General features: G+C 41.3%; 8 protein-coding genes. 6 read left to right on the top strand and 2 right to left on the bottom strand.

Going from position 1 to position 13,044, the window contains the following annotated elements; genetic code table 11:
• Nucleotide 1 precedes the first annotated feature (1 nt).
• The 5 genes from bglX (at nucleotide 2) to MED217_RS01210 (ending at nucleotide 8,450) form a co-directional block, all read left to right on the top strand.
• On the top strand, nucleotides 2-2,278 hold the full coding sequence (gene bglX / locus MED217_RS01230) for a beta-glucosidase BglX (protein ID WP_009778647.1): 2,277 nt from the start codon (nucleotides 2-4) through the stop codon (nucleotides 2,276-2,278).
• Nucleotides 2,279-2,289: 11 nt separating this feature from the next.
• A complete protein-coding gene (locus MED217_RS01225) occupies nucleotides 2,290-3,195 on the top strand; it encodes an alpha/beta hydrolase (RefSeq protein WP_009778646.1) in 906 nt (301 codons plus the stop codon).
• A 4-nt stretch (nucleotides 3,196-3,199) separates the two neighbouring features.
• A complete protein-coding gene (locus tag MED217_RS01220) occupies nucleotides 3,200-4,843 on the top strand; it encodes a sulfatase family protein (protein WP_040533108.1) in 1,644 nt (547 codons plus the stop codon).
• Between the two features lie 82 nt (nucleotides 4,844-4,925).
• Nucleotides 4,926-5,765 (top strand): endonuclease/exonuclease/phosphatase family protein, encoded by an 840-nt coding sequence (locus MED217_RS01215; protein ID WP_009778644.1) that lies wholly within the window; start codon nucleotides 4,926-4,928, stop codon nucleotides 5,763-5,765.
• A 312-nt stretch (nucleotides 5,766-6,077) separates the two neighbouring features.
• Nucleotides 6,078-8,450, top strand: a complete 2,373-nt coding sequence (locus MED217_RS01210) for a S9 family peptidase (protein ID WP_009778643.1) — start codon at nucleotides 6,078-6,080, stop codon at nucleotides 8,448-8,450.
• 49 nt (nucleotides 8,451-8,499) lie between these two features.
• On the opposite strand, the gene MED217_RS01205 is transcribed toward MED217_RS01210, so the two are convergent.
• Complete coding sequence (locus tag MED217_RS01205) at nucleotides 8,500-9,288, bottom strand: DUF1206 domain-containing protein (RefSeq protein ID WP_040532487.1); 789 nt, start codon at nucleotides 9,286-9,288, stop codon at nucleotides 8,500-8,502.
• A 91-nt stretch (nucleotides 9,289-9,379) separates the two neighbouring features.
• A complete protein-coding gene (locus MED217_RS01200) occupies nucleotides 9,380-10,267 on the bottom strand; it encodes a phosphatase PAP2 family protein (protein WP_009778641.1) in 888 nt (295 codons plus the stop codon).
• Nucleotides 10,268-10,611: 344 nt separating this feature from the next.
• On the opposite strand from MED217_RS01200, the gene MED217_RS01195 reads away from it, so the two are divergent.
• The gene (locus MED217_RS01195) at nucleotides 10,612-13,038 is read left to right on the top strand and encodes a TonB-dependent receptor (RefSeq protein ID WP_009778640.1); all 2,427 of its coding nucleotides are present in this window, start codon (nucleotides 10,612-10,614) and stop codon (nucleotides 13,036-13,038) included.
• Nucleotides 13,039-13,044 lie beyond the last annotated feature (6 nt).

Raw genomic sequence — 13,044 nt, 5'->3', positions numbered from 1 at the left:
AATGAAAAATAGAACCTTAAAACTAATTCTTGCTGCCGTTATTCTTATCGGCATGCAAACCTTCGCTCAGGAAGCCCAACCTATTCCTGAAGTTGAAGCCTTGCTAAAAAAAATGACCTTAGAAGAAAAAATAGGTCAACTTAATTTGCTTACGCCCGGCGGCGGTGTCGCAACCGGATCTGTAGTAAGTAAGAATGTTGAAGAAAAAATAAAAGCCGGAAATGTAGGTGGATTATTTGGCGTGACCGGACCTGATAAAATTCGTCAGGCCCAAGAGATCGCTGTAAAAAACACCCGATTGGGAATTCCGCTTTTGATCGGTTCTGATATCATTCACGGGTACAAAACCACTTTTCCTATTCCGTTAGGATTATCCAGCAGTTGGGATATGGAATTGATCGAAAAAACCGCTCAGATCGCTGCAAAAGAAGCCACTGCAGACGGAATCAACTGGAACTTCTCTCCTATGGTTGACATTGCGCGCGACCCACGTTGGGGGCGTATCTCTGAAGGTGCCGGTGAAGATCCTTATTTAGGTTCGGCGATCGCAAAAGCCATGGTTACCGGTTATCAGCAAGAAGATCTTACCGAAGAAAACACGATGATCTCAACCGTAAAACATTTTGCGCTTTACGGCGCTGCCGAAGGTGGTCGCGATTACAACACGACCGATATGAGCCGTGTAAAAATGTTTAACGAATACTTGCCACCGTACAAAGCCGCGATAGACGCCGGTGCAGAAAGTGTGATGAGTTCGTTTAACGACGTAGACGGTGTTCCTGCAAGTGGAAACAAATGGTTATTAACCCATTTGCTCCGCGAGCAATGGGGCTTTGAAGGTTTTGTAGTTTCAGATTACACCTCTGTAAATGAAATGATCGCTCACGGATTGGGTGATTTACAAGCCGTTTCTGCGCTTTCCATCAATGCCGGTTTAGATATGGATATGGTAGGCGAAGGCTTCTTAACTACGCTTAAAAAATCGGTTGACGAAGGCAAAGTTTCTGAAGCCACCATCACCAACGCATGCCGTCGTATTTTGGAGGCAAAATACAAGCTTGGTCTTTTTGACGATCCTTATAAATATTCAGACAGTAAGCGTCCAGAGCGTGATATTCTCACCGCAGCAAATAAAGAAATTGCGCGTGATGCAGCCCGCAAATCTTTTGTGTTGTTGAAGAATGAAAACAAGACGCTTCCGCTAGACAAAACGGCCAAGATTGCCTTGATTGGTCCTTTGGCTAACAATAAAAACAATATGTTAGGGACTTGGGCTCCTACCGGTGACCCACAGCTTTCAACACCTATTTTTGAAGGTTTAAAAAATGTGGCTCCTAATGCTGAGATCAGCTATACAAAAGGTGCTAATATTTCTAATGATACCGCTTACGCGAAAAAAATAAATGTATTTGGCCCGCGTATTGAAATTTCAGAAGCAACTCCTGAAACACTACTTGAAGAAGCACTTCAGAATGCTGAAACTGCAGATGTGGTAGTTGCTGTTGTAGGGGAAGCTACCGAAATGAGCGGGGAATCTTCAAGCCGCACCGATATTACTATTCCTGAAAGTCAAAAAACCTTAATTCAAGAATTAGTAAAAATAGGCAAGCCTGTAGTTCTTGTTTTAATGAGCGGAAGACCGCTAGACATCACTGAAGAATTAGCGCTTCCGGTAAGTATTTTACAGGTTTGGCATCCGGGAATTCAAGCCGGTAATGCTGTTGCTGATGTGCTTTTTGGAGATTATAATCCTTCAGGAAAATTAACAGCCAGCTGGCCACAAAATGTAGGTCAGATTCCGGTCTATCACAGTATGAAAACCACCGGACGTCCTGCGCCATCTGCTGAGTTCTTAAAGTTCAAATCGCAATATTTAGACACGCCAAATGCTCCTGCGCTTGCTTTTGGTTACGGATTAAGCTACACCACTTTTGAGTACAGCAATTTAAAATTGAGTTCAAAAAGCATCGGGCAAAATGAAGACGTTACCGTGATGGTTGATGTAACCAATACCGGAGCTTACGACGGTACCGAAGTAGTACAACTCTATATTCACGATGTGGTACGTAGCATTACGCCACCTATGCGCACCTTAAAAGGATTTCAAAAAGTGTCTTTAAAGCAAGGAGAGACCAAAACCGTTGAACTAACTTTAAAAGCAGAAGACTTAAAATTCTATAACGGTTCGCTTGAATTTATTTCAGAACCCGGAGAATTTGAAGTTTTTGTAGGCGGAGACAGTAATGCCTCGCTTAAAGAAACCTTTATTTTAAACTAATTTTTAGCCAGATGAAACGCCAGATCAGTATTCTATTTGTTTTCTTTTTTATCACTCTTGTCGCGCAAGCACAGGAAAAATTTGTCGGACAAGTCTATGCCGATCTGGTTAAATCTACACATACCTACAGCGACACGCTTAAGCTGGATTTTTATACTGCAAAGCAAGCTGAAAAGGACAGTGACCGACCACTAATCATACTCGTTCACGGTGGTGGTTTTAGCGGTGGAAAACGCGACAATCCGATGGAGGTTGAGTTTTCTCAAACGCTAGCCAGAAAGGGATATGCGGTGGCTTCTATGAGTTATAATCTTACCCGAAAAGGCAAAGCCACCGGTTTTGGATGTGCGTGTCCTGCTTCAGAGAAAATGGACACCTTTAAGCAAACCACCGCAGATATTTTAAAAGCGATCGCCTATTTAAAATCGAATACTGAATTCCTTTTTGATGCTGAAAAGATCATTCTTGCAGGCAGCAGTGCCGGTGCTGAAGGGATTTTAAACACGGCTTATATGGCCAATCATCCCGACTTTAAAGATCTGGGAGCATATCCTAAAATTGCAGCTGTGGTTTCTCTTGCGGGCGCGGTTGTAGATGCACGTTACATCACCAAAGAAAATGCTGTACCCGGGTTTTTCATTCACGGAGACGCAGACAATTTGGTACCGTATAACAGTCAGCCGCATCACTTTTGCGCACCGGATACTCCTGGGTTTCTTCCGCTGGATGGAGATGCTTTTATAGCAGCTCGATTAAAAGATCTGGATGCCTCCTACACCCTACTTACGGCGCCTCAGGGTAATCATGACTGGGCAAATCTGGGTTATGCTTTTGTAAATGAAATCGCCACATTCATCAATGCGGTGGTCAATGAAAATCAAATGATTCAGCATGAAGAGCGTGTTGAAAAAAAATAATTTTATGAAAAAGCTTCTTTCGGTACTTCTAATAATTTCGGCATTTTATTCCTGTAAAACCGAAACAAAAAACACTGAAATCACTGAAGCAAAACCAGAAAAACCTAACATTATTTTCATCATGTCTGATGACCACGCGTTTCAGGCAATAAGCGCATACGGGCATCCGGTGAGTCAGTTGGCACCTACTCCCAACATTGATCGAATCGCTCAAAACGGAATGCGCATGGATCGGGCCTATGTTACCAATTCCATTTGTGGGCCGAGTCGAGCAGTGATTCTTACCGGAAAACACAGTCATATAAATGGATTTAGACAAAATGGAGATCGTTTTGATGGCGATCAACCCACGCTTCCTAAAAAACTTCAGGAATTAGGCTATACCACCGCTATTTTGGGAAAATGGCATTTACACGGCTATCCGCAAGGTTTTGATCACTGGAAAATCATCAAAGATCAGGGCAATTATTATAACCCAGATTTTATTGAAGCAGGCGACACCACACGCATTGAAGGTTACGCCACAGATATCATCACTGAAGATGCGATTAGTTGGCTTGAGCAACAACGCGACACTACAAAACCTTTTTTTATGATGGTACACCACAAAGCACCACATAGAAACTGGATGCCGGCGCTGCGTTATGCTAACAAATACGACTCGATAAACTTTCCGTTACCAGAAACCTATTTTACAGATCACGAAGGATCACAGGCTTCCAAAGAGCAATTACAGACGATTTACGAGGACATGTATGAAGGTCACGATCTTAAAATGACCAAGAAACTTGGAAGTTCTGAGTTGGCACACAATCCCTGGACTACCGATTTTGAACGCATGACGGCGGAACAACGTGCAGCTTGGGATACAGCTTATCAGGCAAAAAATGATGCGTTTCATAAAGCCGATTTGCACGGAAAAGCCTTAGCCGAATGGAAAGGACAGCGGTATTTACGCGATTATATGGCGACGATCGCGGCGGTTGATGAAGGCGTGGGGAATATTTTAGACTATCTGGAAGCCAATAATTTGGACGAAAACACCATTGTAGTGTATACTTCTGACCAAGGTTTTTATTTAGGTGAAAAAGGCTTTTTTGATAAGCGGTATATGTATGAAGAATCTTATCGTACGCCTTTATTGATTCAATATCCTAAAGCGATCAAAGCCGGAAGCCAAAGCGAAGCTCTGGTTCAAAATTTAGATTTTGCACAAACCTTTCTCGATTATGCCGAGGGTAACAACTTGGCTGCCGATATGCAAGGACAATCTTTGAGACCGGTATTAGAGCAACAAGTTGCTGATGATGATTTTAGAGAGGTGCTGTATTATCATTACTACGATTTTCCTGCCTTTCATATGGTTAAAAAGCACTACGGAATCAGCACCAAACGCTATAAGTTGATGCATTTTTATGATGACATCGACACTTGGGAATTCTATGATCTGGAAAGTGATCCACAAGAAATTCAGAATAAAATTGATGATCCTGCGTATGCCAATGTGATCGAACGCTTGCATAAAAAGCTTGATTCCGTTCAAGAAGTTTACGGCGTTACTCAAAAAGAATTTGAACAAGCTCCTGCAGCACGCGTTACTCGTGAGTATAAAAACTTTGAGCGTCTTCGTGGCACGCCGATGCAATAGTTTAATGATCTCATAACACGGCCTCAACATTTGATGGAAGCCTTTTGTTTTAATTTTCAGTTTTTAAAAAAACTAAACCCTAATGAAATCAATCTTTGCCTTTTTAAGCCTGTTCTTTTGCCTGAATCTACTCAGCGCACAAGAGGTAAGTTTAATGACTTATAATATTAGAATGGCTACCGAATCTGACGGAGCTGATGCTTGGAGCAAGCGCAAAGAATATCTTACCAGTCAAGTGTTGTTCTATGCGCCAGATGTGATGGGTGTGCAAGAGGCACTTCCCGAGCAAATGGATTATTTAGGTAAGCATCTTACCGGCTACAAGCACGTAGGTGTTGGCCGCGAAGGAAAAAATAAAGGTGAATTTTCGGCAATATTTTATAATGCAGACCGACTTAAAGTCTTGGAAGATGATACCTTCTGGCTTTCTGAAACGCCTGAAAAAATATCTACCGGTTGGGATGCGGCGCTTCCGCGTATTTGTACTTATGCACTGTTTAAAGACAAAAAATCTGGTGAAAAGTTCTATGTATTCAACACCCATTTTGATCACGTAGGTATTGAAGCGCGCAAAAATGCTTCCGCTTTGATCTTAGCAAAAATCAAAGAATTGAATCCTAAAAACTTACCTGCATTTGTAAGCGGTGATCTAAATCTGGAACCCGACAGCGCTCCTATTGCCGTATTAAAAACCGAACTTGATGACACCTATGAGTTGGCGCCCAACGGAGCTTTTGGCCCAAAAGGAACATTTAACGGTTTCAAATTTACCGAGCCGGTAACCCGAAGAATCGATTATATTTTTCAGGTAAAGAGCAACACCAGCAAGGTGCTAAAACACGCAATATTAAGTGATTCTAAAGACTTACATTATCCTTCAGACCATTTGCCGGTTTACGTTTTGATAGCCTTAAAACCTTAAATTTTTGAATTATCTAATAAAAATTCAAAAACTAATACTATTTTTGTGCTTTATTCAAGAAATTAAACCGAACCTCCGATTCGGTACTTTATAAAGAAGTTGTGTTGTTTTCGGGTAACACCGAAAACTGGTTTTGTAGTGAAACCTTTGAGAAGCTTTACCTTAAATGGTGAGGCTTTTTTGTTTTCTGATATTCAGGATTAAAATATTCAAGAATTACCGTGATTTTTTAAGAATTCTGCAGCTACCGGCACGCTTTCCTTTTTCAACTATTCTGTAACTTACGGCGACTAAAATTTCAATGACTTCTCTATGAACAAAACACTACACGCCCTGCTTTTTGCTTTTATAGCTTTAGGCAGCACCGCACTCATAGCTCAAACCAGTGCGCTTTCGGTAGAAAAAATTATGCAAGATCCTAAATGGATGGGCACCTTTCCTGACCGCATCAATTGGGGACCACAGAGTAAAACCATTTACTTTAATTACAATCCTGAAGAAAATCCGTCAGACAGTCTTTATAAAATTGAAGTTTCAAATCTTGATCAGATCCAAAAGGTAAGTCTAGCCGAGCGTAAAGCGATGACCAGCCCTTACGGCACTTGGAATCAAGATGAAACCAAAAAATTATATTCTGAAGACGGCGCACTGCTTCTTTATGATCTAAAAAAAGATACGTCTAAAGAATTGATCGACCTTGGCGGGCGATTAGGCAATCCTACATTTTTGGCTGACGAAGCGCAAATTGCCTTTGAATATGATGACAATGCGTATGTGCTGAATACAGAAACCGGCACGCTTAAAAAGCTTACCAATATTCAAAGCGGCAAAGCCCGTGAGTCCCGTGAAGAAAAACTTTCTGAAAAGAACCAATGGTTAAAAGACGAGAATTTAAGCCTGTTACAAATCGTACGCGAGCGTGAAAAGCAAGACTCGTTGTCTAGAGCTTATCGCGAGATGACAGCAGATCCTGAACCCTACACATTTTATCACGGTGACAAGCAAGTTGCAGGATTGCAAGTAGGCCCAAAAGCTGATTTTATCACCATTATGTTGATGGAACGTGACCGTGGTGAGAGCACCGATGTACCTAATTATGTGGATGCAAGCGGATATACCAAAAACTTGCGCGCACGTAGTAAAGTAGGTGAAGATAAAACCGAAGTTTCTTTGGCTGTTTACAACATCAAGAAAGACACGGTTTATACTGTCGACACGTCAACGCTTCCGGGGATCACAGATTTGCCTGATTATACCAAGGATTATCCGGATAAAGAATGGGAAGAAAAAGAACGCGAGGTGATTGTTTCACAAGCGATTTTTTCTGAAGATGGAAGCAAGGCTATCGTGAATGTTCGCTCTAAAGACAATAAAGACCGCTGGATCGCATTGCTTGATCTTGAAGATGGAAGCCTAGAAACCTTAGATCGTCAACGCGACGAAGCCTGGATCGCCGGTCCCGGTATTGGTTGGTCTTTTGGCGGAGGAACTTTAGGTTGGTTGCCAGACAATAAGCATATTTATTTTCAGTCTGAAGCTAGCGGGTATTCCCACCTGTATTTGTTAGACGTAACTACCGGAACCAAAAAAGCCTTGACTGAAGGGGAATACGAAGTGTTTGATCCGTTTTTGTCTAATGATAAAAAATCCTGGTTTTTGACCACTTCAGAAGTTGGTCCCGGCGAGCGTCATTTTTACAAAATGCCGGTGATGGGTGGTAGCATGCAAAAGCTTACCAACCTGCCCGGAAATAACGAAGTAAGCCTTTCTCCTGACGAAAAGTATATGGCGATTCGCAATTCCTTCAGCAATAAACCTTGGGAATTGTATTTTAAGAAAACCGGTTCGTCTAAAGATGCACAGCAATTGACTTCGGGGCAATCTGAAGCTTTTCAATCTTACGATTGGCGCGTACCGGAGAACATCACGTTTAAAGCAGACGACGGCGCTATGGTGCCTGCGCGTTTGTATGTTCCTGAAGCTTCTGTAAAAAACAATGCGGCCGTTGTTTTTGTACACGGAGCCGGTTATTTACAAAATGCACACAAGTGGTGGTCAAGCTATTTTAGAGAATATATGTTCAACAATATGTTGACCGATCTAGGCTACACCGTGATCGATATTGATTATCGTGCAAGTGCCGGTTATGGTCGCGATTGGAGAACTGGAATTTATCGCCATATGGGCGGAAAAGATCTTTCTGACCAAGTTGATGGTGTCGAATATTTAGTCGAAAACTACGATATCGACCTAGAAAAAGTTGGTATCTACGGCGGAAGCTACGGCGGCTTCATCACGTTAATGGCATTATTCAACGAGTCGGAAACCTTTAAAGCAGGAGCCGCACTACGCTCGGTAACCGATTGGGCACATTACAATCATGGATACACGGCCAATATTCTTAACGAGCCGTCACAAGACCCTATCGCTTACAAACGCTCTTCGCCTATTTATTTCGCCGAAGGCTTAGAAGGCGATTTATTGATCGAGCACGGAATGGTAGACACCAATGTACATTTTCAAGATGTGGTGCGTCTAACACAGCGCTTGATCGAGTTAGGAAAAGACAATTGGGAACTCGCAGTATACCCTGTAGAAAGTCACGGATTTATAGAGCCCAGCAGCTGGACTGATGAATACAAACGTATTTTGAAGCTGTTTAATGAGAGCTTGCTAGCAGAGTAAGAAGTTTCTGTATGAAAATTTAAAGCCCGGTGTCGTTGATATCGGGCTTTTAGTTTTGTGCCATGTCGATGCGTCTGTAGCGTACTTCAACAAAAACATAGAAAGAATAAATAATAAAGCCAATAGCAATAGCTCCTAAAATAAAATTTCCGAAGGCATATTGCACAAAAGAAAAAGCAGCTTCTTTGTTGGCATTAGTAATATCTTGATCAGTATACGCCGTATCCATCAGAAGAAGTGCTGCGATACCTACGGTGAACCCTCTGGCGAAGTAACCTATTCTCCCAAAGCTAATTATCCAAATTTTAAATTTCTCCGGAATGCGATCATAGGTTATGGTCTTTGTAAAAATACCGGAAATGGCGATATAAAATTCGTTGAGCATAGCTCCTAGCATCCCAATTCCTACACCTACAACTGCAATTTGAGCCAATCTTGTGTGCATTAATTCTTGAAATTTTGAAGAGGAAATCATGTGCATTCCGTCTGCAAAAAAAGCAACCTGTATCGCTTTAAAAGCTAAAAAACCATATACAAGACCACCAAAACAAAAGCCAATACGCTCCCCAATGCCTTTGATGCTTTTGCCATAACCTTCATTGTCTGCAAAGGTCTCATAAACTCTCCAAAACAAATAGCCCAGCAGAGCAACCGCCCATAATATAAGCAGAGCTTTGCCATACTCTTGCTTTGCTAAAACCTGCATCAAGGTAAAGCTACCCGCTTTAAAACCACCTAAACCAAAAGCCTCCATAGCGGTGATCACACCAATTGCCAAAAACAAAATTGCTTTAGCAAAAAGACCGGAACGCGCATAAATATTTCGTTTAGAGCTCAAGTTGGTGGGAAGAATTAAGTTAGCAAGCGTTAAAAGTACTAAACACAAACAGAGCCTTATGCTAAAAAGCTGTTATATAATCGAATATATCCTAGAATTGAAAAACCACTCCCAATTGATTTCCGCCAAAGGTGAGGTTCCATTCAAAATCTGATTTGCGTTGTGCGATGCCATCGTCATTATACTTCTGGTCATATTTTCGGTCCAGATATTTGTCAATGGCTTCAACGATAAAGGCACTCATTGCCCAACTGAGGAAAACGTCACTCGCCCAATGTGCTTCCTCATAAATTCTACTCAACCCGGGAATTAAACCTACGGCTAGAATTCCGCCTTTTACCCATTTATTATCAAACTGCTTTGCGATCGCATACGACGTGGTAAACGTCAATACCGCGTGACCTGAAGGAAACGAGCGGTACGCCGCCGAGCCGCCATTTGGTTTAAAATGATGATTACCAAAACCAGCACCCGGACGCGCTCTACCAACCAAAGTTTTACTCAATTGCTGTAAAAATCCGGCTGCAGTTGCTGCAGAGATCATTAAAACACCCGTACGGCGCAGTTTTTCATTTTTAGTAAGCAGTCCGGTCATATAAATAGCTCCGGTAAGTCCGTAATTATTTTGTGGTGCTCCTGCATAGCGCCCATAATCTAATAGAATATCAGGAACATCATCTTTATGCGATAAGAATGAATGGCGTATTTCATCATCCAATAAAAACAAACCGGTAGTACCGGCCGCCACAGCTCCCAAGCGTAAGAAATCATCTCCTTGCCAATGTAAAGGCCGAGAATATGCATAGCCTACTCCGGCAAATACGTTACCCATATCATAGGTAAAATAATTCCAGATATTTTTTTCACTAGGAGTTTCAGGTTTATCAAAAAGTGCATTCAGTTCTTCTTCTTGAGAAAAACCTTCTAAAGTAAAAGCACAAACAAACGTAAAAATCAGGAGGAGTCTTTTTGAAATCAAGAGGCGTACATTTTAAAAAACAGGAGGCAAAAATAAGGTAAAAATATACTATGCGTCAAAAGCTTAACATTGCTTAAAGAGAATATAGATTAAGTAAGCTAAGTTGATGAAAGCTCAGCTAAAACAAAGGGCTTTTAACAAGAGTATCGCAAATCATTTCTGTTTTCACCCCCATTTAAGGATCATAAATGCCCTTTACACTTCTTTAAAAAAATCAATGATCTGCGCTGCTAAAATTTATTAATTAAACATTTATTTAAATTAAGTCTAAATAAGTTTTGCTGTTTTAAACGTACCTAGTAAATTTGCTGCGTGAACATTATTTTAATTTAATCTAAATAACAATGCGTAGTATTTTAAGCGTATTCCTCCTTGTTGGATTTTCTCTTGCAGCAACTGCACAATCTGCAAAAATCAAAGGTTCTGTAACCACAACAACCAACACTCCACTATCTGGAGCAACCATCGAACTTTCTCAAACCACTTTAGGCACAACAACCGATGAAAACGGGAACTTTATCCTTAGCAATATTCCTTCAGGAAATTATAGACTGATCCTTTCTTATGTAGGGTTTAAGACCAAATATGTAGATCTTTCTGTTTCAGAAAACACTACTAAAGACCTTGGAACATTTCAGCTTGAAGAAGCACAAGAAATGCTGGGAGTTGTAAGCATCAACGGAAAGAAACACAATAAATTCACCCGTGAAACCAGCGTAAGTGTTTCAAAAATGCCGCTGGCAGACATCGAAAATCCTCAGGTATACAACAGCATTACTGCGAACCTCCTTGAAGAACAAGTGGTCACCAATTTTGACGATGCTTTAAAGAACGCTCCGGGTATTGATAAATTATGGGAATCTACCGGCCGCGGAAACGACGGTGCCGGGTATTATTCTCTACGTGGCTTTGCAGTGCAACCTACGCTGACCAACGGTCTGCCGGCATTGACCAATGGAAGTCCGGACCCTGCAAATATCGAAAGCATCGAAGTGATCAAAGGCCCTTCGGGAACACTCTATGGCAGCAGCCTCATTTCGTATGGTGGCCTCATCAACATCACCACCAAAAGACCTTTTTATGACTTCGGAGGTTCTGTGTCGTATACTTCGGGAAGCTATGGTCTTAACCGTGTAACTGCAGATGTAAACACCACATTAAGTAAAGAAAAGAATATTGCATTGCGTGTAAACACGGCTTATCATACACAAAACAGCTATCAGGATGCAGGCTTTAGAAAATCATTTTTCTTTGCGCCATCGCTTGCTTATCAGGTAAATGATCGACTTTCATTTTACATCAATACCGAATTTTACAAAGGAAAGAGCACCAATCAAACCATGCTTTTCTTAGACCGCGGCGCTCAACTGCGCGTCAATACTATAGATGAGTTGGGCTATGATATTGACCGTTCCTACACCGGTAACGATCTTTATATAGAAACGCCTACGTATAGTTTTCAAGGTCAAATGAACTATAAACTGAGTGATAACTGGACTTCACAAACGGCTTTCTCACGCTCTAATTCTAAATCAGACGGATATTACTCCTACCTTTATGAAGGGACACAATACACAACTTTAGATGAAGGAATCGCTTTAAACCGTTACATCAGCAAGCAAAATTCTGAAACTATCGCTACAGATATTCAGCAGAATTTTATTGGTGATTTCAATTTAGGATCTATGCGTAACCGTATGGTGGTAGGTCTGGATTATTTAAAGACCAATGTGATCAATAACAATTCGCCTTACATCACTAACGGTGCGATTTATATAGGAAATAATCTTCAAGAATTTAATGAAGAGGTTTTGGGAATCACAGATCCCGCAAACTTTACCGACGATAGCGGTATTCTTACGCAAGCTGGTACCGATGCTTTATTAGCCAATGGAACCATCAATCCATCAAAAACCGAACAGGAGATCTTTAGCGCTTACGCTTCAGATGTAATTAACATTTTGCCTGAACTTTCAGCAATGGCCAGTTTGCGTATAGACCGCTTTAGTAATGCAGACCACGCGCAGACTGCGCTTTCGCCAAAATTTGGTGTAGTGTATCAACCTATTTTAAATAAAGTCTCGCTTTTTGCAAACTATATGAACGGCTTTAGCAACGTAGCGCCTGTTGATGAAGTGACTAATGGGGTGACTACAAACCGCGCTCTGGATCCTGAACACGCCAACCAGTTTGAAGCCGGTACCAAACTGAATCTTTTAAACGGAAGACTTAGTGCTACCTTAAGCTATTATGACATTCAGGTAAAAAACCGCGCACTTCGTGTAGATGTTGACGCAACCAACTATTTCTATACCCAAGACGGAACTCAGGAGAGTAAAGGTTTTGAAGCGAGTTTTGTCGCAAATCCTGTTGATGGTTTAAATATAGTTGCAGGCTACAGCTATAATGATAGTAAACTTACTGAAGGTGCAGCCGACTTTGTAGGGTTACGTCCTGAAAGTGCAGGACCACAAAACCTCGCAAATCTTTGGGCGAGCTACCAATTGACTTCAGGAAAATTTGAAGGATTAGGTTTTGGTTTTGGTGGAAATTATGCCAGCGAAAACAAAATTTTCAACAGAAATCTTGGTGGAGCGTTCACTCTTCCTGAGTATACAGTTCTTAATGCTTCTGTTTTTTACGGCACTCCGGATTTTCGCATCAGCTTAAAACTAGACAACATCGCAAACAAAGAATACTTTAAAGGTTGGTCTACCATCAGTCCGCAAAACCAAAGGTCTTTACTTGCCAATTTCACTTACAACTTTTAAGCATAG

The sequence above is a fragment of the Leeuwenhoekiella blandensis MED217 genome (assembly GCF_000152985.1).
Taxonomy (GTDB): Bacteria; Bacteroidota; Bacteroidia; order Flavobacteriales; family Flavobacteriaceae; genus Leeuwenhoekiella; species Leeuwenhoekiella blandensis.
Note: the sequence above shows the minus strand (reverse complement) of the source record. Positions and strands in the feature narration are given on the sequence as shown.

Coding starts and splice junctions, on each gene's coding strand:
- MED217_RS01225 (WP_009778646.1), top strand. CDS start 2,290: ATGAAACGCCAGATCAGTATTCTATTTGTTTTCTTTTTTATCACTCTT.
- bglX (WP_009778647.1), top strand. CDS start 2: ATGAAAAATAGAACCTTAAAACTAATTCTTGCTGCCGTTATTCTTATC.
- MED217_RS01215 (WP_009778644.1), top strand. CDS start 4,926: ATGAAATCAATCTTTGCCTTTTTAAGCCTGTTCTTTTGCCTGAATCTA.
- MED217_RS01210 (WP_009778643.1), top strand. CDS start 6,078: ATGAACAAAACACTACACGCCCTGCTTTTTGCTTTTATAGCTTTAGGC.
- MED217_RS01220 (WP_040533108.1), top strand. CDS start 3,200: ATGAAAAAGCTTCTTTCGGTACTTCTAATAATTTCGGCATTTTATTCC.
- MED217_RS01195 (WP_009778640.1), top strand. CDS start 10,612: ATGCGTAGTATTTTAAGCGTATTCCTCCTTGTTGGATTTTCTCTTGCA.